23 protein-coding genes are annotated in these 24,557 nt (G+C 56.1%); 7 read left to right on the top strand and 16 right to left on the bottom strand.

The window, feature by feature from the left end; genetic code table 11:
* Positions 1-44: 44 nt before the first annotated feature.
* From ACFSW5_RS06080 to ACFSW5_RS06060, 5 genes are read right to left on the bottom strand one after another with little or no spacing between them, the layout of a single operon-like run.
* On the bottom strand, positions 45-443 hold the full coding sequence (locus tag ACFSW5_RS06080) for a DUF350 domain-containing protein (RefSeq protein WP_379270515.1): 399 nt from the start codon (positions 441-443) through the stop codon (positions 45-47).
* Positions 440-1,138 carry a signal peptide protein gene (locus ACFSW5_RS06075; protein ID WP_379270514.1) on the bottom strand — a complete coding sequence of 233 codons (699 nt, stop codon included), beginning with the start codon at positions 1,136-1,138 and terminating at the stop codon, positions 440-442. The genes ACFSW5_RS06080 and ACFSW5_RS06075 overlap by 4 nt, the downstream gene beginning before the upstream one ends.
* Positions 1,138-2,337 (bottom strand): glutathionylspermidine synthase family protein, encoded by a 1,200-nt coding sequence (locus tag ACFSW5_RS06070; RefSeq protein WP_379270513.1) that lies wholly within the window; start codon positions 2,335-2,337, stop codon positions 1,138-1,140. Before ACFSW5_RS06070 ends, ACFSW5_RS06075 begins: the two co-directional genes overlap by 1 nt.
* A complete protein-coding gene (locus ACFSW5_RS06065) occupies positions 2,334-3,041 on the bottom strand; it encodes a hypothetical protein (RefSeq protein WP_379270512.1) in 708 nt (235 codons plus the stop codon). The genes ACFSW5_RS06070 and ACFSW5_RS06065 overlap by 4 nt, the downstream gene beginning before the upstream one ends.
* Before the next feature lie 19 nt (positions 3,042-3,060).
* Positions 3,061-3,276 carry a hypothetical protein gene (locus tag ACFSW5_RS06060; RefSeq protein ID WP_379270511.1) on the bottom strand — a complete coding sequence of 72 codons (216 nt, stop codon included), beginning with the start codon at positions 3,274-3,276 and terminating at the stop codon, positions 3,061-3,063.
* A gap of 213 nt (positions 3,277-3,489) precedes the next feature.
* Here ACFSW5_RS06060 and shc point away from each other — a divergent pair, with 213 nt between their 5' ends.
* Positions 3,490-5,406 carry a squalene--hopene cyclase gene (shc, locus tag ACFSW5_RS06055; protein ID WP_379270510.1) on the top strand — a complete coding sequence of 639 codons (1,917 nt, stop codon included), beginning with the start codon at positions 3,490-3,492 and terminating at the stop codon, positions 5,404-5,406.
* A gap of 290 nt (positions 5,407-5,696) precedes the next feature.
* On the opposite strand, the gene ACFSW5_RS06050 is transcribed toward shc, so the two are convergent.
* From ACFSW5_RS06050 to ACFSW5_RS06025, 6 genes are all read right to left on the bottom strand, one after another.
* Complete coding sequence (locus ACFSW5_RS06050; protein WP_379270509.1) at positions 5,697-6,290, bottom strand: YitT family protein; 594 nt, start codon at positions 6,288-6,290, stop codon at positions 5,697-5,699.
* 163 nt (positions 6,291-6,453) lie between these two features.
* Positions 6,454-6,999: an isochorismatase family protein gene (locus ACFSW5_RS06045; RefSeq protein WP_379270508.1), complete on the bottom strand. Its 546-nt coding sequence runs from the start codon at positions 6,997-6,999 to the stop codon at positions 6,454-6,456.
* A gap of 106 nt (positions 7,000-7,105) precedes the next feature.
* Positions 7,106-8,833, bottom strand: a complete 1,728-nt coding sequence (locus ACFSW5_RS06040) for an RNA polymerase sigma factor (RefSeq protein WP_379270507.1) — start codon at positions 8,831-8,833, stop codon at positions 7,106-7,108.
* Between the two features lie 164 nt (positions 8,834-8,997).
* On the bottom strand, positions 8,998-9,366 hold the full coding sequence (locus tag ACFSW5_RS06035; protein ID WP_379270506.1) for a DUF4180 domain-containing protein: 369 nt from the start codon (positions 9,364-9,366) through the stop codon (positions 8,998-9,000).
* A 30-nt stretch (positions 9,367-9,396) separates the two neighbouring features.
* Complete coding sequence (locus ACFSW5_RS06030) at positions 9,397-11,013, bottom strand: sensor domain-containing diguanylate cyclase (protein WP_379270505.1); 1,617 nt, start codon at positions 11,011-11,013, stop codon at positions 9,397-9,399.
* A 110-nt stretch (positions 11,014-11,123) separates the two neighbouring features.
* Positions 11,124-11,696: a DUF1273 domain-containing protein gene (locus tag ACFSW5_RS06025; RefSeq protein ID WP_379270504.1), complete on the bottom strand. Its 573-nt coding sequence runs from the start codon at positions 11,694-11,696 to the stop codon at positions 11,124-11,126.
* A 600-nt stretch (positions 11,697-12,296) separates the two neighbouring features.
* On the opposite strand from ACFSW5_RS06025, the gene ACFSW5_RS06020 reads away from it, so the two are divergent.
* Positions 12,297-13,142 carry a sugar phosphate isomerase/epimerase family protein gene (locus ACFSW5_RS06020; protein WP_379270503.1) on the top strand — a complete coding sequence of 282 codons (846 nt, stop codon included), beginning with the start codon at positions 12,297-12,299 and terminating at the stop codon, positions 13,140-13,142.
* A gap of 47 nt (positions 13,143-13,189) precedes the next feature.
* Here ACFSW5_RS06020 and ACFSW5_RS06015 read toward each other — a convergent pair whose 3' ends face one another.
* Positions 13,190-14,044 carry an SDR family NAD(P)-dependent oxidoreductase gene (locus ACFSW5_RS06015; protein WP_379270502.1) on the bottom strand — a complete coding sequence of 285 codons (855 nt, stop codon included), beginning with the start codon at positions 14,042-14,044 and terminating at the stop codon, positions 13,190-13,192.
* A gap of 45 nt (positions 14,045-14,089) precedes the next feature.
* Positions 14,090-14,932, bottom strand: coding sequence for an SDR family oxidoreductase (locus tag ACFSW5_RS06010; RefSeq protein WP_379270501.1), 843 nt, complete (start codon positions 14,930-14,932; stop codon positions 14,090-14,092).
* Positions 14,933-15,094: 162 nt separating this feature from the next.
* Here ACFSW5_RS06010 and ACFSW5_RS06005 point away from each other — a divergent pair, with 162 nt between their 5' ends.
* Positions 15,095-15,916: a helix-turn-helix transcriptional regulator gene (locus ACFSW5_RS06005; RefSeq protein WP_379270500.1), complete on the top strand. Its 822-nt coding sequence runs from the start codon at positions 15,095-15,097 to the stop codon at positions 15,914-15,916.
* A gap of 25 nt (positions 15,917-15,941) precedes the next feature.
* Here ACFSW5_RS06005 and ACFSW5_RS06000 read toward each other — a convergent pair whose 3' ends face one another.
* Both ACFSW5_RS06000 and ACFSW5_RS05995 read right to left on the bottom strand, forming a co-directional pair.
* Complete coding sequence (locus tag ACFSW5_RS06000; protein WP_379270499.1) at positions 15,942-16,949, bottom strand: GNAT family N-acetyltransferase; 1,008 nt, start codon at positions 16,947-16,949, stop codon at positions 15,942-15,944.
* Between the two features lie 113 nt (positions 16,950-17,062).
* Complete coding sequence (locus ACFSW5_RS05995; RefSeq protein WP_379270498.1) at positions 17,063-17,380, bottom strand: hypothetical protein; 318 nt, start codon at positions 17,378-17,380, stop codon at positions 17,063-17,065.
* 156 nt (positions 17,381-17,536) lie between these two features.
* Between ACFSW5_RS05995 and ACFSW5_RS05990 the strand changes: the two genes are divergently transcribed.
* From ACFSW5_RS05990 to ACFSW5_RS05980, 3 genes are read left to right on the top strand one after another with little or no spacing between them, the layout of a single operon-like run.
* Positions 17,537-18,334, top strand: a complete 798-nt coding sequence (locus tag ACFSW5_RS05990; RefSeq protein ID WP_379270497.1) for an SDR family NAD(P)-dependent oxidoreductase — start codon at positions 17,537-17,539, stop codon at positions 18,332-18,334.
* Positions 18,331-19,098, top strand: coding sequence for an SDR family NAD(P)-dependent oxidoreductase (locus ACFSW5_RS05985; RefSeq protein WP_379270496.1), 768 nt, complete (start codon positions 18,331-18,333; stop codon positions 19,096-19,098). Before ACFSW5_RS05990 ends, ACFSW5_RS05985 begins: the two co-directional genes overlap by 4 nt.
* Positions 19,099-19,125: 27 nt before the next feature.
* Positions 19,126-20,514, top strand: a complete 1,389-nt coding sequence (locus tag ACFSW5_RS05980; RefSeq protein ID WP_379270495.1) for a mandelate racemase/muconate lactonizing enzyme family protein — start codon at positions 19,126-19,128, stop codon at positions 20,512-20,514.
* 146 nt (positions 20,515-20,660) lie between these two features.
* On the opposite strand, the gene ACFSW5_RS05975 is transcribed toward ACFSW5_RS05980, so the two are convergent.
* Complete coding sequence (locus ACFSW5_RS05975; RefSeq protein WP_379270494.1) at positions 20,661-20,969, bottom strand: DUF3889 domain-containing protein; 309 nt, start codon at positions 20,967-20,969, stop codon at positions 20,661-20,663.
* A gap of 101 nt (positions 20,970-21,070) precedes the next feature.
* Between ACFSW5_RS05975 and ACFSW5_RS05970 the strand changes: the two genes are divergently transcribed.
* The gene (locus tag ACFSW5_RS05970; RefSeq protein WP_379270493.1) at positions 21,071-24,376 is read left to right on the top strand and encodes an SNF2 helicase associated domain-containing protein; all 3,306 of its coding nucleotides are present in this window, start codon (positions 21,071-21,073) and stop codon (positions 24,374-24,376) included.
* Positions 24,377-24,557: the final 181 nt, after the last annotated feature.

The following is a 24,557-nucleotide window of genomic DNA, read 5'->3' as shown; positions in this document are numbered from 1 at the left end:
ATTGCTTCCACATGCGGGCAGGATAAGCCTGCCCGAACGTCCGTTCAAACGATCAAGCTGCTGATCGCAAAGCTCATTCCGACGTATACGAGGCATAGCAGCGTACCGATGGCAACGTTGCCGTTCTTCAGATGCTCGGACAGCTTGATGCCCGGCGTTACCCATTCGAATACCCAATATACGAGAACGAGGCAAACGTAGCCGATGGCGAACCAAAGCGCCATATGCCAGATCGAAGTATTCGTATAGGCCGAGACGCCCAGCACGATAGCCGTTCCGAGAAACTTGCCTCCCATCGCGAGACCGGCGGCGGTATTGCCCCGCTTCAGCTCCTCCAGATCGTTATACGGCGTCATCCAGCTGAACACCAGCATACCAAGCAATTGAAGAACAATAATAACGGCTATTCCTACGATCAAATCGATCAAGTCCGCAAAACTCACGAAGCCCACCCCCGAAATTTGGCATACGTCAAATCATAATCCGCAAAATCGTGCACTTCTTCCAAAATAATATTCGCTTTGTCCGCCGACTTCAGCGCGCCGTAACGCTCCGCGTCGATCGGCTGCTTCACCCGGTTGCCGGAAGGAAGCTCCAGCACGGCGAATTGCCGGGTTTCGCCGTTGTATTCCGTTTTGTAAACGCCGACGAGCTTCGTTTCCGTTTTGATCCGGACCTTCAGCTTGTTCATATCCGCTTCGGCTTCTTCCTTCGTCTTGAACGTTTTGATCGTTCTCCAGGCGCTAAGCTTAATCTCGTTTTTCCCGTCGCTGTCCGTCGTCATTTCCGCATCCATATACTGCAGCGCCCAAATTTTGTCCCCGGTGCCGTAATTCCCGTCGTTCGGCATCAGCTCGTTGTCCGGCAGGACGGTCATGTCCTGGCCGATCAAATCGCCGACTTCCGCTTCCGCAATCCGGTAATCCCACGGAACCGTCGTCTCCTGCTTCGCCTGCCCGGCCGTGCCGGCGTTATCCGACGACGACCACGATACGGACGAACCGCCGTAGTTGCTGCTGGAGCAAGCGTTAAACAGGACGCTCATGATAATAATGAACACGATGGCGCCAAACGCGAGCGAAAGAAAGCGGCCCGAGCCGCTAGGCCCGTCCGGCTTCCTGTAACCGTAATGATTCATCAATCCCCCACTCCTATCGCGACAAAATGGCTGGTATTGCCGGTAATCAAACCGCCGGCTCTTCCGAGCAAGCCGCACGGCTCGCCGTTAAGGACGAACACGCCGGTGAGCAGACGGAAGCCGCCCGCTTCGAGACGCACGCTCGCAAGCTCGGCTCTTTTCTGGTAAACGCGCGGGAACAGGCTGCTCGTGTCGAAGCCGTCCGTATCCTTCGCTTCCAGCTCTCCGGCTTCATTGTAAATCGTGACGGAGCCGCCCTCTCTGCCGAACATCGACTTGGACACATAGCTTCCGTCGAAGACGGCTTTATTGTAAGTCGGCAGCATATATCGGGATATCGTTTCCCGCTCCTCCTCGTCATAGAACATGCCAAGCTCGTACAATCCCCAGATGAGCGCCTGCAGTCCCTTGGACTGGAGCAAGATTGCGTGAACCGGATTAAACAAGGTCAAATTGCCGGTCTCCAGAGCGTAAGCGAGCGCATCGCCTCCGTCGTCGACATGCATCCACTCCTTCGGATACAACGCGAACATCCGGCGGATCGGCTCTCCCCTGCCGTCCTTCAGCACTCCGTTGTCCACCCACAGCTCGAGACAATCCGCCGCTTTGACGCCAAGTCCGCTATGCTTGATCAGCATATCGATCGTGCCAGAATCTTCCGCATGCGAGCCGTAAGCCACGCACGCCGCCGTATCCGGCCGCTCTTCCGCCCAAGCTTGCGCGATAAGCTCCTTCATCCGGCCGTTCCGCGTGCCAATCCCGTGCTTTGCGCATACCCAAGGCGTAGCCTCCGCAGCCTCCACATACCCGGTCGGCGTATCCGCGTTCAACTCGAGCAGCTTAATGTCGCCTTCGTCGGATATGGCGAAATCGAATCTCGCATACCGGCTGATGAGCCCCTTTCCGTTGATCGGGAGCTTATCCAGCGCTTCCCATAAGACGGGAGGAACCCCCAGCATCGCGTACAATTCGCGCCGGCCGATCACGAAGTGCCTGACCGTCCGGTCGAACAGACTCCATAACGTGGCCGAAGCATCCATAAGTTCGCGGTAAACGTCTTCCCGCATTGCGATCGCCTGGTCGATCCAATACGGCTCGTCGTCCAGATCCGCCCAGCCGAACCCAAGCTCGCTCAGCAGCCTTACCTGCTCCGCCCGGTCGGGATGCGGCTTGCCGACCGTTTCGAATACGCGCGTCATCCGCCGAAACTCGATCCGGTCGACTTCGACGAGCTTGAGCCGGAGCTCGAAGAGGTGTAGCCGCTGGAGTTGCCGCCGATGCCGCCAGGGGAGGACGAGGTTGAGCGGCGCGTAATGGAGCCGGTCGTGTTCGACGTCTTAGGCTTGACGGCCGAGCCTGTGACCGGCTTGTTCTGGAACGTTCCCGAGCTGTAAGTCGCCGGCTTGTAGACTTTCCCCGTCCGATAGTCGTAAGCCGTATGCGACCCGTGCCAAGCCGAAGACGAATAAGCGTTGCCTTGATTAAAGATAAGATGGTACAGCATCAAGTCATCCCATCCGAAGCCGGAATGGATGACCGTCGTTCCGCCTCCGGTGGCCGTTCCGCCTCCGAGAGCTGTTCCGCCGCCAGACGCGGAGCCGGAGCCCGTCGTTTGCCCTTCTTCTTCCTCCTCCTGCAGCATCGGAATGTTCCAATCGAGATAAGCGTCGTAATACGCTTTTACTTCCTCCGTCGACCATTCGACGAGCTTCGGCGCCCCGTCAGGCGACGCCGCCGCCTCTCCCGCAGCCTCGGCATAAACGTTGCCGGCAGGCGCCGCGGAACCCATCGCATGCGCAATGAGCGCGATTCCAAGCGATGTCGACAATACCTTCAGCGGCATTCCGTCCTTCGTAAAAAAACGAAGATGCAATTCCTTCTGCCGCTTGTCTTTCTCTGTCATCCATGAACCCCTCCGTCCGTTATCGATGCATCACTTTCGCGACAAGCAGCTCGAGCGCACCCGTGTCGACGTTTAACCGGCCTTCGATCGTTTCGTATTCGACTCCGCCGATCATGATGTAATTGACATGGTTCAGGCTTTCGATCATCGCCGCCGTCCACTCTCGCTCGTCAATTTCGCGCAATTCTCCGCTTGCCAATTTTTCCATAACGTTAACCTTGATTGCCGTATCCACCTATATCACTCCTTTCCCGGAAAAAAACGGGAGACGTAATACATACGCGTTCACCCGCGATTTTGTTTCATACTGCAATTAAAAAAAATCCTGTCGAATAATCTTGGAAAACGGGATACCGCTTTAAAGAAAGGTTTTAAGGTTCATCTCACTTCTTTTCGCTCATAGGCTATACAATAGCTTATTTTTGCCCGTATAGGAAGGAGAACCGCAATGACGCTCAACCTGGACGTTACGGAAGCGATCCGTCAAATAAGCGGCGAGCTGCTGCAGAGGCAGCAGCCGGACGGAAGCTGGCGCTTCCCGTTCGACGGAGGCACATCGCCGGACGCCTATTTCATTATCGTGCTCCGGACGTTGGAGCATCCGGACGAAGAGCTGATCCGCAAGCTGCACGACCGCATCAAGTCGGTTCAGCAGCCGGACGGCTCCTGGAAAGTATACAAGGACGAGCCGAAAGGCAATCTGTCCGCTTCCGTGGACGCGTATTACGCGCTGCTTTACAGCGGCTACAGCAGCGAGGCGGACGAGTCCATGCAGCTCGCCCGCCGGTTTATTGCCTCTCGGGGCGGCTTGCGCAAGGTGAACAGCGTCTTGACCAAAACGTTTCTGGCCGCAACGGGGCAGTACCCTTGGCCGACAAAGCTCATATTGCCCATCGAGCTTCTGCTGTTTCCTCCCCATTTTCCCGTCAACCTGTTCGATTTCTCCGCTTACGGCCGCGTTCATTTCGTCCCGATCATGCTGCTTGCCGACCGGCGGTATGCGATAAAGACGCCCGTTTCGCCGGACTTGTTTATGCTGATCGGCAACCGCGACGGCGACGGCGATGCTCCGGATGAGACGGAACCCGGCCCGTCCGGAACGAACCGTGGACTTGACGCGATGCTCGATGCCGTCAAACAGGCCGTCTCCAAGCTGGCCGGCTTTCCGGCCGAGCTGCGGGAGCAAGCCCGGCGCAAGGCGGAGCGGTTTATGCTCGATCGGATCGAAGCCGACGGGACGCTGTACAGCTACGGCACAAGCACGCTGCTGATGATTATGGCGCTGCTGTCGTTAGGGTACGGCAAACGCCATCCGGTCATCGTCCGGGCGATCGAAGGGCTTGCCTCGATGCTTGGTCAAACCGAGGACGGCAAGCATGTTTTTCTCCAGAATACCCCTTCCGCCGTCTGGGATACGGCGCTGCTGTCCCACGCGCTTCAGGAAGCGGGGCTGCCCGCCCGTCATCCGGCTATCGGACGCGCCGCAAATTATTTGCTCGGCAAGCAGCATCGCAGCCTTGCGGATTGGAGCCTTCGCAATCCGAACCCGGTGCCCGGCGGCTGGGGCTTCTCCGATTCGAACGCGATCAACCCGGACGTCGACGACACGACGGCGGCCCTGCGCGCAATCGCCCGGCTCCGAACAAAGGACGAGAGGCATCTGGACGCATGGAACCGCGGCTTGAACTGGGTATTGTCGATGCAGAACCGGGACGGGGGTTGGGCGGCTTTCGAGAAGGATACGGACAAAGAATGGCTTACCTGGCTGCCGGTCGACGGAGCCAAATCGGTTGCGATTGACCCGTCTACGGCGGACTTGACCGGAAGAACGCTGGAGTTTTTGGGCTCGGCCGGCTTGGATGTCCGGTTGGACTACATCCTTCACGGTTCCGAGTGGCTGTTCCAGCATCAGGAGAAGGACGGTTCCTGGTACGGAAGATGGGGGATCTGTTACCTGTACGGGACTTGGTCCGCGTTAACGGGGCTTCTGGCAACCGGTACGGGAACGGATAACGGCGCCGTGCGGCGGGGCGTTCGCTTTCTATTGAACGTCCAGAACGCGGACGGAGGGTGGGGGGAATCGTGCAGAAGCGACGTGGCCGGGGAATATGTGCCTCTGAGAGCCGGCACGCCTTCGCAAACCGCGTGGGCGCTGGATGCGCTTATCGCGGCGCATGCGAAGCCTTCCGCCGAAATCGACCGGGGCATAAGGTCGCTATTGGACCAATTGCAAGCCGAACCGAATTGGACGCATCATTATCCGACGGGAGCCGGGCTGCCCGGCCTGTTCTATTCCGATTATTACAGCTACAAAACGATATGGCCGCTGCTTACTCTCGCCCATTACGAGAAGTTTTTCCGCTGAAGTCCTCTGAGGGGTGCTGTATAAGCTGAACTAAACTTTGACGGCCATTTCATTCCGAAAGGGATTCCCTTGAAGCTTCAGACATCTGGTTTTAAGTTTTTTTCATGGAATTGGCCTTCGAATAGTAGAAACTTAAGTAAAAAATTCTAGTCTTTAAGCTTCTATTCATTTCATTTTAAGGTTATTGCCGCATAATAGAATCGTTCTTATTCGACATTGAACACCTATCCTATTTTGCCCGCGGCGACGGGCTATTTTTTTTGCCCTGCGGCTGCGGCGAGAAGCTTGCTTTAATGCCGGTTTCCGGACGATAGCGTGCATAAGCTCGTCGCCACGCCGCCAGCCGTAATGGTCAGCATCGACATCAGCAAGGTTTCCTCCTCCAGCAATAAGCTGCCGATTCCTACGACGAAGGCATCCGTAAGAAGAATAATGACGCCGATATTGAGCGGCACGTATCGGGCGATGATATGCGCCAGCAGGTCGGTGCCGCCGGTTGAAGTTCCGTACCTGGCCATAATGCCGATTCCGGTCCCGATGATCGCGCCGCCCAGCACCGCTCTTGTATAAGGCGTCCATTCGATGTAATAAAGAAAATGATATTGGTAAGGGGCCAAAATATCGATCGCATAACTGGACAGCAGCAATCCGTTAATGCTGTTAAGCACGAGATCCTTGCTTCTGCGCCAGGCGAGGACGAAAATCGGCAGGCTGCACAGCAGCATGACCAGTCCGACCTTCATTTTGAACAGATAATTGCATATTAGCGCGATGCCGATAAGCCCGCCGTCAAGCACGCGCAGCGGCGTCAGAAAAAAATTGATTCCCACGGAGCATAACACGCTCCCTATGACGACAGCTATCACTTTGCGAACCGAGAACATAAAGGATGCCTCCTGGCACGGATATGTTCCCATATATATGCAGCCGGAGTCCAAACTTGTCCTGCGGCCGCAAGCGATGATTACGCTGTCCGGCGCTATTGCCCAATCCGGTTGTTGTCCGGGGCTCTCCGGCCGATGGCATATGCCTCTACCCGCTTGCGGTTCATCCCGGAAACGTTTCGGAATTGTACTTCTCGTCGTATTGCTCATAGTCCAGCACTTCGATGACATTCGACCAATCCAGCACTTTTCCTACAAAATTTCGAATGTCCAATCCTTGCATTCCGTATGTTTCGCCCGTGTTGCCGGTTCCGGTCGCGTCCTTGATAAAAGTAACTTTATACCCTCTGTCAAATGCCGCGATCGCGGTAAACAGGCAGCAAAACTCCGTCTCGAAGCCGGCGACGAACAGGTGAGCGGCGCCCAATCGTTCCAACGTAGCGGACAGCTCCGTATTGTAAAAGGAATTCGGCGTTCGCTTCGCCAGCACATAGTCGGCGTAATCCTTTAACGAACCGTGCAGTTCCGAGCCGGCCGAGCTTTCGTGCAGCGGGCTTTCTTCCCTATCGTCGAAATGCCTCATAAAGATGACGGGACTTCCGCTTCGTTTAAAATCTTTAATCACGCTTTCGGTCAAAGAAAGCTCTTTGTTGAAATCCCCAAGGTCCACGATACCGTTCTGCACATCGATTACTAATAACGCCTTCATCGGCAGCACTCCTTTTTCCCATATAGGTATAACAATTCAACGCCGCCCCCGCTCTCGCCTGCCCGCACTAAAAAAAACGCCCCTAGGGGCGCTCGGTCAATAGCCATTAATTCAGTTCTTTGTAGATCTGTCTCAACAAGCCGACTGCTTGCAGCTCAAGAGCCTTCGCTTGCTCCAAAATCCGGTCGGCTGCCAAAGCGTTCGCTTTGTCGTTCGGTTGTCCGCCTTCGGGAAACGGAAACATCGACGTAAGCTCTCGCAGCGGTTCCGCCAACTGCCGGTACAAAGCGGAAGCTCCTGTGCACAAGCGGCGTATGCGGACGTCGGCCTCATCCGTCCCCTGCCAGCTTGCGGCTAGCTCTTCAAGGAACGCGGCGGCGAATTGCCGCGCTTCGTGCACGACAGCGGCGTTATAAGCGTTGCCGTTAGGTTCGATGTTTCCGCCGCTGAACGCTTCCATCCATGCGTCATAAGCCTCAAGCCCCGTCACGATATTGCCGACGCGTTGTTCCCGTCCGTCATAATGGTCGATAATCGTTTCCAACGCGCCGCGAAGCCTGTCGCGTTGCCCGAGTTCCCGCTCATCGGCGATCGCAAGCACGAACAAGTCCTTCAAATAGCCGCGTCCCAAACGATCGTATGGAAGCTCGCCGAACCGGCCGCATTCGACTGCGCTTAACGTTTGGGATTCGTCGTCGTAGCCGTAGACGATGCCGAACTCCGGAATAAACAGATCCCATGCCATAACCGGTTTTCCGCGATCGATCGATTGTTGAATAAGCTCGAGCGCTTTGGGCAGCGCATCCGAGATCGGGCGTTTGTTTTTCGCCTCGCTCGTCAGCAAATACGGATCGATCAGATTGGAGTTCGGGCCGATATCCGGGCTCATTTCGGATACGGCGACGGCATGCAGCCCCATGTTCGCCGCTCCCCTTTGTAATATCGATTTGAAGTCGAAACCTGTAGGCCCCGCGATATGCACGTCTCCTTCTCCGATGCCGATGCGGAAAGCAAGCCCTGTAAAGCCCATCACCTTAGGCAAGCTGTACCGTTCTTCGTCATAATTGATGATGCCGTGCAGCGATGCGCCGGCCGACGACCATGCGGTTCCCGCCAGCTTTTCCGGTTGCTCCAAAACTTTCTTTTTCAAGCCGATCAAATCCTTTCTCGTTTTCAAGTATTGGTCGACCATGACGCGGGCTCTTTCGGCGGCTAGCTTTTTGCGGGAACGGGAAATGAGCTGATAGACGTTGGCGGACGACATCGCCGTAAGCCTGGCGATTTCCTGCGGCGGCAGCTGCTCGAAGAAATGGGCTTCGAATACGAGCCTCTCCCTCTCGTTCAAGCATCCCAGCAGCTTATCGATCATTGCAAGAAGCTCCGCGCGTACCAGTTCATCCTCGGGCGTTCTTCCGTGCTCGTTTATCGCGCTTCGGCTGCCGAACTTTTGCATAATATGCTCCAGAGAACTCCAATCCGTGCCGTTCGAATCATTCCCGCCGGACGAAGAAATCTGTCCGAAATTCCGTTCGCGGACGTAATGCTTGCTCTGCAGCGCGGAATAAGCCCGGTTGCGGACGATTCGATGCAGCCATGGCAAAAAACGGCGGATATCCGCCAGCTTGCCGACATGCAGAAACGCGCGAATGAGCGCATCCTGCACGATATCCTCCGCTGCGGCAGGCTCTTGGACAATCGATTTGGCGTATCCGTAAACCTTCGCCCGGTGACGGCGCACCAGCTCGCCGAACGCTTCGCGGCTTCCGGCTTTCGCTTGCCGGACCAGCTCCGTTTCTTCCGCTTTTTCCAGGGGCGTTTCCCATCGTTCCGTCATTTGTATAGCACCTCGCGTTTTGTCGGCCTGATCTATAGACTCTAAACGAGCGTCGTTTCTGACAAACGAACACGGCTTTTTGGTTTAATAGCAAAAACCGCCCTGTTCATAGGACGGTTGGCAATTGTTTGTACCCGATGCTTGAAATATCGACTATACGTATTTTAATTAATGCTATGCAGGGCGCGAAGCGCATCCTCTCTGTCTTTCAAGAAAAACGCCTGCTTGCCTTTATTGCATTCATAGATAAAATCCTTCAGGCTGTTGCTGTCATACGCGTCAAAATCTCCGACGATAGCCAGCTTCATGCTGTAGTTGACGTATTTCTGCAATATTTCTCCGGCCAGTCCGGTTCTAAGCTCAAAAAATTGTTCCGTCAAATTCGATTGATGCAGGATCATTTTATAAACGTCGTGGTTATAGTTCACGGAAGCCATTAAATCAAGAGCGTCCTGAACATCGCGAATAACGATGTCCGGGCTTTCGACAATCGCCATTTTCGAATTCCCCTTTTGATCGATTACGATATTCACGATCCCTCTTCCTTTCCATTCCGTTTCCGGTTAATTCGGGATTGCGTAACGGCTATCGTCAACAGCGGCTTCCCCGTAGACGACCGTCCGGTTGCGGCCATGGCGCTTCGCTTGGTATAGCGCTTCATCCGCCTGATGGAACAACTCCTCCGCCTTGCTCGCTTGGCACGGATAGGAGGAAACGCCCAGCGACAACGTTACCGGCATGCCGGTCGGGCTGTTCTCGGATTCCATGCGCATCCGTATCCGCTCGGCCTTGGCGAACGCCTGGCGGGTATCGGCGAGCGGCAGCAGCAGAACGAATTCTTCTCCGCCGTATCGGCAGCATAAGTCGTCTTTTCCTTTCATATCGACAAGCACGGAGGCGAGAAATTTGATCACTTCGTCCCCCATCCGGTGACCGTAGGTGTCATTGACCGACTTAAAACGGTCCATATCGATCAGAATAAGCGAAAACGGCCGCCGCTCCCGCATCCACCTGCCCATCATTTCGTCGATCGTTCGCCGGTTCATCAGACCGGTTAACGCATCGGTATGCGCCTCGTAATGCAGCTTGTCGGAACGTTCCTTCAGCACTTCAATGGCAAACGTTATCGTCTTGCTGAGTTCGTTCGCTTCATAGTTCCATTTCTTGATCGAAGGCGGCATGACGGCCATTTGGTCCGAATTCGTCATGCTTCCCGCATAATGAGCCAATTGGCGGAGCGGGTCGGTAAACTTCCTGAACAGAAAAAACGTCAACAAAACGAGAAGCAAAATAAACGGCGACGAATACAGCAGCATCTGTTTCATCAACGTTCCTGCCGCTTCGGAAATGACCGCAACCGGCGTCTGCGTGACGATGCCCCAGCCGGTTGCCGGAATGGAGGCATAACCGCTTAAATACCGTTTCCCGCTCGTATTGATCACTTCCTCCGAGCCGCTTTCGCCGCGAAGCAGCTTTTTTACGACGGAGTTGCCGGCGACGCTCTCTCCGATACGGTCCTTATTCGGGTGGTAGATCAAATAACCGGACGAGTCGACGACATAGAAATAAGTCCCGTTCGCATTGTTCAGCTGCTGTCCGAGTATGCTGTTGAACAGATTGTCTTCCTGCAAATAGATCGTGCCGGCTATCATCCCTTTATATTGGCCGGAAGCCCCGAAGATCGGATGGCTGACGAATACGATCATTCTTCCCGTAGACGCGGTGTAAGGCTTCGAGATCGAAGGCTGCCGCGATTCAAGAGCTTCCTTCGCCGCACCCTGCTTCAAAACTCGGCCGCTGAGATGCAAGGAGCCGGGAGACGTCGCTTCGACGACTCCGTCGCTGTTGACGAGAATAAGCGAATTGAAAAAATACCCGGCATTCAAGCTGTAATCCAAATAGTCCTGAAGCGACTGTTCAGTAAAGCTATTGGACGTAATAAATTCCGCCATCGTCTCGATACTATTAGCCATAGAGAGAAGCAGCGAATTGGCGGTCCGGCTCATGACGCGCGCATTCATCGCGTTCGACTCCAGCGTCGTCTCGTAAAGCGAATTTTGTTGAGCGCGGTAACCAAGCGCCATGTTAATAAGAAGCGTAAGGAGCACGGAAAGCAGAACGGCCGTCGAAATCGTCACGGAAAGCTTCACGCCCTGCCCGCGACGCCTAATCACTTTCATGAACTTTCATCACTCGCTTGTTGGAAATATAGAGCAGTTAAAACTTACTTGCTTACTATACCTTTTATAGCGAGCTCAGACAAGACGCGCCCTTCATCATTCGACATTTGTTACGGCAGCTCGGGGTCCTCCCCGTAATTCCATTGCATCTCGTCCGCCAGATCCTGCACATCCTGAGCCGATATGCCGATATAGCCGTATCCTTCTTCCACATGCTTCTTCCACGCTTTCTCCTTCAAGAACTTCGGACTTGCTTCGCCGGAGTCTTCGTCGTAAAAAAGCAAAATGCCGTCCGTCTTGCGAAAAAGCAGCTCCTCCCTTGCTCTTAGCTGCCATACGCCGCTATACGGCTGGTTGCTGACTACGCCATAGTAGTCCACGCGCTGCAATATCTCGCGGAAATATTGCTGCTTCTCTTCCTTCCAATTGGCGGTTGGGTTCAAGTAGGCGGACAATATCGAAAGCTTGAGGTTCGGATAACGCTTTTTCAGCTCTATTACGACCTCGCATGCCCATAAGTCCACGCCGTATTGGCCCATCGTAATGACCCATTCCAGCCCTTCCTCGACGAGCGGAACGAGCCGCGCCTCGATGGCTTGCTTGATGATCGGAATACCTTTGTGCTTTTGGTCGAAAATGCCGAGCTCATGTGCTCTGTAGCCCGTGACGAGCAAATTTTTCATTGCGGTCGATCTCCTGTCTGTCTCATGCGGTTGCGCGTCTTACGCGACCCTTCATGCGGATCAAATCATCGTCGAGCCTGGATTGGACAAGCCGGCCGGTTAAGTTCGCCGCACCAAGCGCTGTCCAGCCGGCATAATCGCCGGGCGTGTCGAATAAAGTATCCATTAAAGACCATAATGTTTTTTGTTATTCCTTTATAGTAGCATGCGGCATGAAAGCAGCCAATCGGGATGGGCAATGGCACGAACGTTTACCGTGCTTTGACATATAGTTAATCATAAGTTGAATCGGGTATTTTATACTAATTGAAAAAATAGTAGACGAAGGAGGCAGTATGATGTACTACGACGAGGACCGCGTTCCTTTCGACGAGCCGGAACAAGAGATTCTAAAAAACGATACGAAGCAAGAACACGAGCAGGCTGAAAGTTAAACTTTCACGCCTGCTTTTTGCTAGGAACGGAAAGCTGCTGCATACTGCGATGACCAATCGCAGATACCAAATCGGATGAAAAAGAACGCAAACCCCGACAATTTCAAATACCGATTCCGCTGGTATGATGATGAAAACACTTTCTTTATAGGAAAGGCGGAATCTTATGCCAACTTTATCCTTAAGCACCTGGAGCTTGCACCGTATCCTCGGGCCGCTTCGCTGGACGGGCTGGAATCCGGCGACGTTATCCCACGAGACGCAAATTGAAGACCAGCCGGAGCTTCTGAAGCTGCTAGACTTGCCGGCCGAAGCGGCCAAACGGGGATACCAAGCGGTCGAAATCTGCCATTTCCACTTCCCTTCCACGGACGAAGCCTATTTGGAACGGCTTAATCTCGCCTTTCGGGAAGCCGGCGTCTCCTTCGATACGCTGCTGCTCGATTACGGCGATCTAACCGCGGAGAATCGCGACAGGGCGGAAGCCGACCGTTCGTTCATGGCCCGGTGGATCGGCATCGCTTCCCGATGCGGGGCCAAGCGGATTCGGCTCGTGGCGGGAGAAGCCCCGCCTTCCGACAACGAGGCTATCGACCGCTCCGCACATGCGCTTGCCGCACTGTCGGAATATGCGGAAGGGTTAGGCGTGCGCGTCGTTACGGAAAACTTCAAGCCTCTTACGTCAACGGGAGCAAGCAGCTTGAAGCTGCTCGATCGGACAGGCGGCAAAGTCGGGTTCATTACCGACTTCGGCAATTTCTCCGGATCGGCCAAATACGAAGAAATCTCCCGGACGGTTCCTTTCAGCTCTTCCGTCCACGTTAAACCGCAATATGACGCAAACGGCATTCCGGACGAGCGGGAGCTGAAACGATGTCTGGATGCCGTGCAAGCGGAGGGATACGACGGATCCTTCGTGCTGATCTATGACGGCCCCGGCGATATGTGGGAAGGCTTGGAGCGGGTTAAACGCCTGGTTCATCCATACATTAACCATTGCACTTCCCATTGATCGCCTCTTTCTAAGAATGTGGCGCCTTTGACAACGGGGCGCCTTCCTTATAGCTTGGCTAATCCAAGCGAGCCCTTAAGCAGACGGTCCTTCAGCCGGTCGGGCAAATGGCTAAGCATAACGACCAAGCGAGCACCCTTGCCTACCGCATAACGAGTCCGCGGACGCGGGGATGAAAGCGCGTGAACGATCGCGACCGCCGCAACGTCCGCCGATGACACGGGCTGCTTGGCGAAGGAAGCGTTGACCGCGGCAATCGCCTTCTCGTACAGCTTGCGCTTTTCTTCCGGCACCCGGTTCAGCGAATGCCGCGCCTCCGCCCCCGCTTTGGCGAAAATGTCGGTTCCGAGCGCCGCCGGATCGATGTGCGACACATGGATGCGCCACGGCTCCAGTTCGACGCGGAGCGCGTCGCTCACCGCTTCGAGCGCGTGCTTCGATGCAGACAACGCGCCGATATAAGGCATTGCCGTCTTGCCCGTGACCGCGCCGATGTTCACAATTCGTCCGCCCGACTTGCGAAGCAGCGGAAGAAAGGCTTGCGTGACGGCGATCTGGCCGAAGACGTTGACGTCAAACTGCCGTTTGATTTCCTCCATGGAAAGCAGTTCGAGCGGTCCCTGCACGATCTTGCCGGCGTTGTTTACGAGGCCGTCCAATCCTTCTGTACCCAGCGCATCCTTTACGGCAGACGCCGCTGACTCAACCGAACCCGAATCGGTGATATCGAGTACGACGGGAACGACGTTACTGCCGATTGCGGATAACCGCTTCGCTTGCCCGACCTCCCTTACCCCGGCGAAAACCCGGTAGTTCATGCTCGCCAATCGCTGTACGGCCGCACGGCCGATCCCTCCCGCAGCACCGGTAATAAGCACCGAGCCTCGATAGCTTTGCTTCATCCTTCCACTCTCCCGTTCTCTTTTAAAGATTTTAAACCTTAACCTTCAAGCTTCATCGTCGTCGGATAACCCGGTCAGCTTCGCCGTAACGCTCCACAGCAGCTGGCGAAACCGGCGGTCGTACGCTTGGGGGTGGGCCCTCGCTTCGGTTTTCTGATCGTAATAGCGGCCCGTCACCCCGCTCAGTCCCGGGGAGAGCGCAAGATGGGCAACGCATTCGGCCCCCGATTTGGCGCTGCCGAATGCGAAGGGCAAGCTCTCGCGAACCATCTTCGCATTGAGCAATGAGCCCGGATGAAGACAATTAACCGTGACGCCAGCCGGCTTTAAACGTTCCGCAAGCTCGAAAGTAAACAAAATAAGAGCCAGCTTGCTCTGCTTGTAGGCTTCGAACGGATCATATTTGTTCTCGAGCATAAGATTGTCCAATGCGATCTGCTTCTGGCCTACCGAAGCGACGTTGACGATGCGGGCGGGCGCGGAGCTTCGCAGCAGCGGCACAAGACGGCGCGTCAGCAAGTAAGGCGCTAAATAATTGACTGCCAGCCGGAGCTCATGACCGTCGCCGCTCAATTTCCGCACCTTGTCGCTAAGCTTGCCCGAGCCGATTCCGGCGTTATTGATCAGCACGTCAAGTCTAGGCTCGCACGAAGCAATCGACTCGGCCGCTCGTTCTACCTCCGCGAGGGAGCGGTAATCGGCCACGTAGCAGCGGAGCTTCCGATTACCTGTCCGTCTGCTCAGCTCGCGCGCGACAGCTTCGCATTTATTCCGGTCTCTTCCATGCAGCAGTACGGCGGCTCCCGTTCGGGCCAGCAGCTCTGCAGTCGCTTTCCCTATGCCGTCTGTCGCTCCGGTGACCATGTACACCTTATATTCATGCTCCATCTATTCATCCTCCCTCCATCCAGTCGGCCGATTCGCTTTCAGTTTAATTCCGTTCGGAGGAGGCGGGGAAGTATATCGTTCATGCTAGTAGAGATAGCAGGGACACTCTCGATTGTGGGATAATAAATACCAGTCAAGCTGAAAGAAGGGAGTGTGCATCCGTTGAATTCAAATTCCAGGCATAAAGAACTCGGCGATTTCCTGAAAACAAGACGGCAGCGTCTGACGCCTCTCGAAGCGGGGCTGCCTGCGGACTCAACCCATAGGCGGATTTCCGGCTTGCGCCGCGAGGAAGTCGCCGCCTTATCCGGCGTATCGCTCGCATGGTATACGTATATGGAGCAAGGACGTCCCATTCGCGTTTCCGATCAAGTGCTGGAAAGCTTGGCCCGGACGTTAAAGCTCGATAAGGACGAGCGAGCCTATCTTTACGAACTGGCAGGGCAATGGCTGCCAGACGATGCCTCGCTGGAATCGGCGGCGGAGGACGAACAGCGGGTTTCGCCTGCGGTGCGGCTTATTTTGCATGAAATTGAGCGCTATCCGGCTTATATAACGGGGAAAAAGTGGAGCGTTATCGATTGGAACCGCGCTGCGGGGGATCTGTTCGGCTTCGAGCATTCGGAGGACGAATACGAGCTGAACCTGCTTTGGCGCATGTTCGTGAACCCGAAATACCGGCGGCTCTTTCCGGATTGGCCGTCGGTCGCCAGGGCGCTGCTGGCCCAGTTCAGGTCTTACTACGGCAAACATTCGGACTACACGTGGTACCGGAGGCTGGTTGCCCGCTTATGCTCGGAAAGCGAAGAGTTCGCCGCCTGGTGGCCCGAGCATAACGTATACCGGCTGACCGAAGGATTCAAGCGGGTGCTGCACCCGACGGAAGGCATCGTCCCGTACGATTATAACTGCCTTGTGCTGGCTGAAGACCCGTATTCGATGCTCACCGTCTTCACGCCGCATCCCTCGGTCGGATCGGAGTAAGGAATCGGTGCAGACTTCTCCGGTATCAATCGCCGGCTGGAGGCAATTCCCGGTACACGCGGTACAATCCTCTCAGCGGCTTATAACCAAGACTTCGGTTGATCCGCAATATGGGCTCGTTCATCGAATCGTTATCCGTTCGAATGTAAGCCGCCCCCCGGCTTGCCGCGAGACGGATCGCCTTGATTTTGAGCCCGGTAGCGATTTTCCGCCCCCGGTACGACCCGCTTACGGCGGTATACTCGTGATACATGCCGTTTGTAGCGGGATGATGCAACACGTTGGTCACCCCGACGAACCGTTCGCCATCGACAGCAATCAGCACGCATTCCGGATCGTATCCTTCGACTTTCAAATACCATTGCCGCCAGTCGTCGATACCGGGCACTTCTCCCGTAAAACCGGGTATATCGGCCAACGTTTCTTTGTAAATCTCGTACAGCTTTCTCTCGTTTTGTTCGCCGGGCAGCTCCGAGAGCGTCTTAAAGCCGATGCCTTGCTTCTCCAGATCAAGAAGCAAGGTGTCGTCCATGACGCCGGCTTGCCCCGTATCCGCAAGTTTAAGCTCCGACTGATAGGCGTGCCGTTCGACGACAAAACCTCTGTTTTTGGCAAAAAGCAGCGAGCTCTCGTCATCGTCCCATATTTCGGTCACGATGCGGGAAGCTCCCCGTTGTAACGCCCAGCCGACCGCCTCGTTCAGCAGCAGTTGGCCCGCCCCTTGCGAGCGATGCTTCTCCTCCACGGTAAGGGTCAGATTGAGCTGCCCCGGCTCCGTCCACGGCGCCCGCCATATCCAAACATAACCGACAATCCGTTCCCGATCTTCGTCCGTAACGGCAACAAGCCGCAATCGGTCATAGCCTGCCAACAGGCCGTTATCGTCGAAATACGTGCGCCCCGTTTCGTACAGCTTCCTGTCGTCTTCTTCCAGCTTCTTCGCCGTTACCGGATTGGACCATAACGCGTTGAGCAAGGCAGCGATTCCTTCGTAATCTTCCGGCAGCTTTAACGGCCTTACGGAAATAGCCATCGTCGTTTCTCCCCCATTCGTAAGCATAATCATTGCTCATACCGCCATTATCTCCGGTGAATCGTTATTATGGATAGGGAAAATTGGCTTTAATCCGTTTTATCCGGACGGCATTAATCCTCGAGCCGCTCCGCTCTGCCAAAGCTCACTTTTCTTGGCAGCTTTTTAGTGTTTAACCGCTCGTACGCCTCTTTTATTGTGGGAGCCGCCTGCTTAGTCAGGACGAATCCGTTTAACGTATCGCGAAGCGGGATAAGCAGCTCCAAGCTCATGGTTGACAGTTCCTCCGGCGTGAAGCCGACGGGCTTCCCGCAACGCCGCTCGAAAACGGCCTTCACCCAGGCTTGTTCCTCCCTCGTTATTTGTTTCAATAAAGATAAAATTTGATATTCTTCCGCCCGCACCGCTTCACCCTCCATTTGCAAATTCATCTGAATTATACCTGTTTAAGTTGATTCGGGCGATAGCAGACCGTCTTGAAAAAACAAACAAAATCATAAGTTTAACGCCTCGCCCCTGGGCGTCCGCAATCCTTATGATAAAGGGGACGATTCAAACGCTTTCGATACTTGTGCTGGAGGTGATTTATGGAACGTTGCGCTTCTGTCGTGATGATCACGGATGCCGACAGCCCTTCCGGCAAAGCGTTCATTCGGGAATTTGCCGGAAGCGGTGCAGGATTGGTGCTTGGCAGCCCTTCCGGCGGCTCGGAGATCGAAGCCGAACTTCGTATCGTAGATGCGGCCGGGGCCAAAGCGCTGGTAGCAAACGCCGACCTGACGTCGCGCGAGGAAGTGGCCTTGCTGCTGGAACAAGCCCGGCACCAGCTCGGCCCGGTCGACGTGCTGATTCATAACAACGACCATTACATCCCTGCGCTCACGGAAGACTGCGAAGAACGGGATTTCGCCGCGGTCATGGAAGCGAACGCCAAAACGGCGTTTCTGTGCGCGCAGGCCGTCGGCAAGCAAATGGCCGAGCTTGAGCACGGTTCAATCGTTTTTCTTACATCCGTCCATGCCGAGAAGCCGACCGGCTCGTCCTTTGCTTACAGCGCCTCGAAAGGCGCCGTCAAAATGCTGGCGAAGGAAGCCGCTTTATATCTCGGCCGCTTCGGCATCCGCGTCAATACGATCGAGATGGGCCCCGTCGAAGGCGACCCGGACCGCTTCCGCAGTCCGTTCTCCACCCTGTACGACAACTACAGGTATAAGGTGCCTTCCGGCGAGTTGGGCAGCTACCGGGACGCTGCGGCCATTGCCCGCTTCCTCGTCTCGGAGGAAGCCCGATACTTGAACGGGGCGGACATTCGGCTGGACGGAGGCTTCCTGCTTCATTACATGGATCATAAAATGAAACGTCCAAGGTCGGGTGACGGAACATGACCCTAACGGGTAAAACGGCATTGGTAACGGGAGCCGGCACGGGCATCGGCCAAGGCGTCGCCATCGAGCTCGCCCGCCGCGGCGCGAAGGTCGCCGTTCATTACAATCAAAGCGCCGCGGGCGCTCTCGCCACCAAGCAAGCCATTGAAGCGGCCGGAGGCGAAGCGTTCGTCGTGCAGGCCGACGTCGCGGCGAAAGCGGATATCGACCGGATGACGGAACAAGTGGCCGAGCGTTACGGGACGATCGACATCCTCGTCAATAATGCCGCGCTCCAGTTGAATTACGATTTTTTTCAATATGACGATTTGTCTTACGACCGCATGATGGCCATTAATGTAAAAGGTTATTGGCAATGCATTCAAGCTGTCGTCCCTTATATGAAAAAAAACCGTTACGGCCGTATCGTCAACATTTCCTCGGTGCATGCCAAACGCCCCACCGATTTCGATCCGGTGTATGCGATGACCAAAGGAGCCATCCGCATGCTTGGACGGGAAGCTGCGATCGAGCTTGCGCCTTACGGCATTACCGTCAATACGATCGAGCCGGGCGCGGTCGACGTCGGCAAAGGACCGAAGCCGGACCGTCTGTCGCCCGAAGAACGGGAAGCCCGCGAGCGGAGGCTTCGCATCAAGTTTCGCGCGGGACGAGTCGGAAAGCCCTACGACGTGGCCCGGCTCGCTTGCTTTATCGCCGAGGAGGAGAACGGCTATTTGAACGGCGCCGCAATCCGGCTTGACGGGGGCAGCATGCACTTGTAGTAAATTCCGATTAGAGGAGCGTTGCACATGGTGAACAAAGAAACGTATGAAGAGACATTGGCGCACGTATCGACCCATTCGAGCCCTTCCCAGCTTCGCATTACCGACATTCGTTTCGCCGACATCGTCGGCGGACCGTTCCACAGCAGCTTGATCAAGGTATACACGAACCAGGGAATCGTCGGCTTCGGCGAAGTGCGCGACGGCGCGGACAAAGTGTATGCTCAGATGCTGAAAGGACGGCTCATCGGCGAGAATCCTTGCCAGATCGACAAGCTGTTCCGGCGCATCAAGCAATTCGGCGGACACGCCCGGCAAGGCGGCGGCGTCAGCGGTATCGAGATCGCGCTATGGGATATTGCGGGCAAAGCGTACGGCATTCCGGTCTACCAGATGCTGGGCGGCAAATTCCGCGACCGCATCCGCATGTATTGCGATACGGAAGTCGTCGGCAAAGATACGGGCAAAGCGATGGGCGAAGCGCTGAAGAAGCGGATGGATGCCGGCTTTACGTTTCTGAAGATGGATCTCGGCATCGGACAAATTATCGGCGAACCCGGGACGCTGAGCGCTCCTTTAGGTTTCCTTGAAGAGATGCGGGAGCTGTCCAGACAGCGTTACGCCCGGCAGGCGGACGACCTGACCGAGGATCAAATCCGGGACATTCGCAACCGCCATTACGACATCAACAATATCCCCCACCCGTTCACCGGCATTCACGTCACGGAAAAGGGTCTCGACATGCTGGAGCAATATGTGGCCGACGTCCGTTCGGTTATCGGCTACCAGGTGCCGCTTGCCATCGACCACTTCGGCCATATCGGCTTGGAAGACTGCATCAAGCTCGGCCGCCGGGTCGATAAATACAATCTCGCCTGGATGGAAGACATGATCCCTTGGCAATATACCGAACAATACGCGCGGCTCTCCCGCTCGGTAACGACGCCGATCTGCACGGGCGAAGACATCTATTTGAAAGAAAACTTCAAGCCCCTGCTCGAGGCCGGGGGCGTATCGGTTATTCATCCTGACGTGCTCACGGCTGGAGGCATATTGGAGACGAAAAAAATCGGAGACATGGCCCAGGACTACGGCGTGGCGATGGCCATCCATATGGCGGAAAGCCCCATCGCCTGCCTGGCGGCCGCACATGTGGCGGCGGCGACCGAGAATTTCCTGGCGCTCGAATACCACTCCTGCGAAGTCGATTGGTGGGATGACATCATCGTGGCGGGCAAGCTGCCGAAAAAGCTCGTGCAAAACGGCTTTATCGCGATCGCGGACGCTCCGGGACTCGGTATCGACGACTTGAACGACGAAGTGCTTGCGGAGCATATGCACCCTCAAATTAAAGGCTTATGGGAGCCGACGGACAACTGGAACCATTATTACTCCAACGACCGGTTGTGGAGCTGAACCGGATGAAACGCATGGACGGGACGCCCCCGCTCCCTTGGACGTGATCGGACGCGGAACCGTTCAATAAAGTTATGGCAGAAGGGGCGGCAAGTCATCCGCGATGACTTGCCGCCCCTATTCCGTTTCCATCGTTTCAAGAAGCGCTACCGGTCCGACTCCCGGAACCGCACCGACCGTAACGTTTCGCTGTTCGGATCGAACCGTACATAAACGTAGACGCCGAACTCCCGGCCCCCTTGGGCACGAATCCATAGCTTGAACTGCTCCTCGGCCGTATCGGCCGATACGGTCCTCCGGCCGATATGCTTATAATCCACGATTTCGGCCCCGTATTTTTTCATCGTCTCTTTGACCGCGATCGCTCCCCACTTGGCGTAGCTCGGAGCGGGGGCGGCCGAAGCCGCCGTAACGGCGAGCAGCAGCGCCAACATAAGGAGCGTCTTCTTGAACATTCGAATGCTCACCTCCTCGTTTTTATTTTTTCCCCGTTCTGTTATCATAGACACTAGAATCGAATCGAACGTATGTACTGAAAGAGAGAAAGGATTTAACCATGAGCTTCCAATTGACCCGCAGAGTCATTAAACTGCTGTGCGGACCCGAAGCCTTTGCCCAAGGCGAAGCTGACTTGCGCGAGGGACGAGTCCGGATAACGGCCGAAGACGCCGAAGCGCAATCGTACGAAGCGGCAATCGGCGAAGGACGCCGGCATTATATCGCCAAAGCGCATATCGACGGAAACGGCGACGTGGAAGCCGGCTGCAGCTGCCTCTTCGCTCCGGGAAAAGAGAGCTATTGCCGGCATATCGCGGCGCTGCTGCTGAACATTCATGAGCTGTCGAACGGCGGACAAGCCCCCGTCCGCTCCTATTCCCCGCTGCTTGCCGCCGCCGAGCCGGCCGGTCTTGTTGAGCGGCGGGCTCCCCTCCCCCCGCAGGCAGACGAAGGCGCTGCAGGCGCGGCTGCCGACCGTATGCTGAAGCTGTTCAGCTACAAACCGCAACGCCGGACGGGACAAGGCGAGCTGTTCGAGACGCGTACCGCGCTTGACGTCGAATTTACATGCGCCCCCGTCGATTGCGGCATCGGCAAGCAAATGCTCGGCATCTCCATGCGGCTTGGTCCGAAACGCCTGTACGTCGTACAGCGCATCCACGATCTGCTGCCTCATATCGACGCGCGCAAGCCTTACACGTTCTCCAAGCATTTTACTTACGAGCCGGAGCTTCATTGCTTCCGTGCAGAGGACGACGCCGTCATCCAAGCGTTGATTCGCGTCCAGCGGAACGAGGAGCTGTACCGGGAAGCGGGCGCCATGCGGCGGTCCGGTTCGATCGGCGGCCTGAACGACCGGACCCTCCTGCTGCCGCCCGAGTCATGGGCGCGCCTTCAGCCGCTTCTGGAAGCCGCCCCGAACGTGAAGCTTGAACATGACCGGGAAAGCAACGACGGCTTGCATGTCGTAAACGGTCCGCTCCCGCTCCGCTTCGAATTCGATAACAGCAGGGCCGCCGGCTATTCGCTGCGTATCGAAGGGCTTGCCGGCGTTACCGTGCTGGAGGAATACGGCATGGCGATGCTGGAAGGCAAGCTGGTGCGGCTCCCCCGCGAGGAATGCGGGCGCCTTGCCGGCTTGCAGCGGCTGCTGGAGCGGCAGGAGGAGCCGCTTATTCCGATCCGGCAGGAGCAGATGGAGCCGTTTATGGACAAAGTCGTCCCCGGCCTGATGAAGCTCGGTAAGGTGCGGATTGCGCAGGACGTTCAGGACCGAATCGTCCATAAGCCGTTTAAGGCGAAGCTGTATTTGGACCGGGTCAGGGATCGGCTGCTCGCCAGCCTGGAATTTCATTACGGCGAACTTGTCATTAATCCTCTCGATCCGGTGAAGCCGCACAATTCGAACCAAATCGTCATGCGCGACGGAGACGCGGAACGCCGGATCTTGCAGCTGATGGATCAGGTTTCCTTCGCCAAGACCGAGGGCGGCTATTTCATGAGCGAAGAAGACGAGGAGTACCGGTTCCTGTACCATGTGCTGCCCGAACTCGAGAAGCTTGCGCAGATCTATGCGACGTCGGCGGTTAAGCTGCGCATCTTTACGGGAGGAACGCCGATTCTGAAAGCAGACACGGACGAACGGACCGATTGGCTGGAATTCAAATTCAGCATGGACGGCATCCCCGAATCGGAAATCCGAAAGCTGCTGCAATCGTTGGAAGAGAAGCGAACGTATCACCGGCTGCCGGACGGCGCGCTGCTGCCGCTTGAAACCGAGGAGATGCGGACAATCATCCGCGTCATGAACGAGCTTGGCATCGTCAAGCGCGACTTGCACGACGAAGGCTTCCGGGTGCCCGTTCTGCGCGGATTATCATTAATGGAAACCGGCGACGGCGACAAGACGTTAAAGCTCGGAAGATCGTTCCGACAGCTGCTCGCCAATCTGCGCAATCCGGACAATCTCGATTTCCGGCTGCCGGACAGCTTGGCGCCTGTGCTGCGCGACTATCAGAAAGACGGCTTTTATTGGATGAAGACGCTGGCCCATTACCGGTTCGGAGGCATTTTGGCGGACGATATGGGTCTTGGCAAAACGGTGCAAGCGATCGCGTTCCTGGCGTCCGTCGTGTCCGAAATCCGGGAGCATCGGCAGCCCGCGCTCGTCGTTGCGCCGGCGTCTCTACTGTATAACTGGAGCCGCGAGTTCGCGAGGTTCGCTCCGGAGCTGAAAGCCGTCGTCGCCGACGGCACCGCGGAGGAACGGGCTGCAGCCTGGGAGCGGATGGACGAGGCGGACGTCGTCATTACCTCTTATCCGCTGCTCAGGCGGGATATCGAGCGGTACTCGGAGCGCGGCTTTCATACGCTTTTTTTGGACGAGGCGCAATATATTAAAAATTACGCGACGCAAACCGCCCGGGCCGTCAAACGGCTGCAAGCGAAATACCGGTTCGCCTTAACCGGCACGCCGGTCGAAAACCGTCTTGAGGAGCTTTGGTCGATATTCGGCGCCGTATTCCCCGCGCTCTTCCCGAAGCGGGATGCTTTCAACGATTTGCCGCGCGACATCGTCGCGCGTCGAAGCCGCCCTTTCCTGCTCCGCCGCGTCAAAGGGGACGTGCTTCGGGAACTGCCGGACAAGATCGAATCGGTTCGTTCGTCCGATCTGCTTCCGGAGCAGCGCAAGCTGTACGCCGCGTATTTGGCCAAGCTGAAGCACGAGACGTTAAAGCATCTCGACGAGGATACGTTCGACAAGAACAAAATCCGCATATTGGCCGGCATTACGAGACTCCGGCAAATTTGCTGCCACCCCGGCCTGTTCGTCGAGGATTATGGCGGAAGCTCGGCGAAATTCGAGCAGCTCTTGGAGCTGATCGAGGAATGCCTTGCCGCCGGAAGAAGAATGATCGTCTTCTCGCAATTTACGAAGATGCTCGGATTGATCAGCCGGACGCTGGCGGAACGGGAGCAATCCTTCTTTTATTTGGACGGAAGCACGCCGCCGGCGGAGCGGGTCGAGTTGTGCGCCCGGTTCAACGAGGGCGAGCGGGACCTGTTCCTCGCTTCGACGAAGGCAGGCGGGACGGGCCTTAATCTGACGGGAGCGGACACGGTCATCTTGTACGATCTGTGGTGGAACCCGGCCGTCGAGCAGCAGGCTGCCGACCGCGCGCACCGGATCGGCCAGAACAAGGCCGTGCACGTCATCCGGCTCGTCAGCCAAGGAACGGTCGAGGATAAAATGATCGAGCTGCAGGAAAGGAAAAAAAATCTCGTGGAGGAAGTCATTAAACCGGGCCGGGAGGAGCTGGAGAACTGGACGGAGCGGGACATCCTCGAGCTTCTTCAAATCTAGCACATAGAGGATCCGCAAGGCTTCGAGCCGCTATCATGACGAGAGCTCTCCGATCGGAATCATTCCGGTCCGGAGAACTCTCGTTAATTGTATAGGCGGGCAGATCTTAGGCTAACAGGCAATGGCGCGGGTACCCGGAAGCAAACGCTCGGGTCTAACGGTTACGATGGCTGCAATACGA

Source organism: Paenibacillus thailandensis (assembly GCF_042685365.1).
GTDB classification, from domain to species: domain Bacteria; phylum Bacillota; class Bacilli; order Paenibacillales; family Paenibacillaceae; genus Paenibacillus_AP; species Paenibacillus_AP thailandensis.
This window is presented reverse-complemented; position numbering and strand designations above follow the sequence as displayed.

Coding starts and splice junctions, on each gene's coding strand:
- ACFSW5_RS06065 (WP_379270512.1), bottom strand. CDS start 3,041: ATGACAGAGAAAGACAAGCGGCAGAAGGAATTGCATCTTCGTTTTTTT.
- ACFSW5_RS06020 (WP_379270503.1), top strand. CDS start 12,297: ATGCCAACTTTATCCTTAAGCACCTGGAGCTTGCACCGTATCCTCGGG.
- ACFSW5_RS06000 (WP_379270499.1), bottom strand. CDS start 16,949: ATGGCTATTTCCGTAAGGCCGTTAAAGCTGCCGGAAGATTACGAAGGA.
- ACFSW5_RS06040 (WP_379270507.1), bottom strand. CDS start 8,833: ATGACGGAACGATGGGAAACGCCCCTGGAAAAAGCGGAAGAAACGGAG.
- shc (WP_379270510.1), top strand. CDS start 3,490: ATGACGCTCAACCTGGACGTTACGGAAGCGATCCGTCAAATAAGCGGC.
- ACFSW5_RS06010 (WP_379270501.1), bottom strand. CDS start 14,932: ATGGAGCATGAATATAAGGTGTACATGGTCACCGGAGCGACAGACGGC.
- ACFSW5_RS06070 (WP_379270513.1), bottom strand. CDS start 2,337: ATGACGCGCGTATTCGAAACGGTCGGCAAGCCGCATCCCGACCGGGCG.
- ACFSW5_RS05990 (WP_379270497.1), top strand. CDS start 17,537: ATGGAACGTTGCGCTTCTGTCGTGATGATCACGGATGCCGACAGCCCT.
- ACFSW5_RS06045 (WP_379270508.1), bottom strand. CDS start 6,999: ATGAAGGCGTTATTAGTAATCGATGTGCAGAACGGTATCGTGGACCTT.
- ACFSW5_RS05995 (WP_379270498.1), bottom strand. CDS start 17,380: ATGAATTTGCAAATGGAGGGTGAAGCGGTGCGGGCGGAAGAATATCAA.
- ACFSW5_RS05980 (WP_379270495.1), top strand. CDS start 19,126: ATGGTGAACAAAGAAACGTATGAAGAGACATTGGCGCACGTATCGACC.
- ACFSW5_RS06030 (WP_379270505.1), bottom strand. CDS start 11,013: ATGAAAGTGATTAGGCGTCGCGGGCAGGGCGTGAAGCTTTCCGTGACG.
- ACFSW5_RS06015 (WP_379270502.1), bottom strand. CDS start 14,044: ATGAAGCAAAGCTATCGAGGCTCGGTGCTTATTACCGGTGCTGCGGGA.
- ACFSW5_RS06025 (WP_379270504.1), bottom strand. CDS start 11,696: ATGAAAAATTTGCTCGTCACGGGCTACAGAGCACATGAGCTCGGCATT.
- ACFSW5_RS05985 (WP_379270496.1), top strand. CDS start 18,331: ATGACCCTAACGGGTAAAACGGCATTGGTAACGGGAGCCGGCACGGGC.
- ACFSW5_RS05970 (WP_379270493.1), top strand. CDS start 21,071: ATGAGCTTCCAATTGACCCGCAGAGTCATTAAACTGCTGTGCGGACCC.
- ACFSW5_RS06050 (WP_379270509.1), bottom strand. CDS start 6,290: ATGTTCTCGGTTCGCAAAGTGATAGCTGTCGTCATAGGGAGCGTGTTA.
- ACFSW5_RS06075 (WP_379270514.1), bottom strand. CDS start 1,138: ATGAATCATTACGGTTACAGGAAGCCGGACGGGCCTAGCGGCTCGGGC.
- ACFSW5_RS05975 (WP_379270494.1), bottom strand. CDS start 20,969: ATGTTCAAGAAGACGCTCCTTATGTTGGCGCTGCTGCTCGCCGTTACG.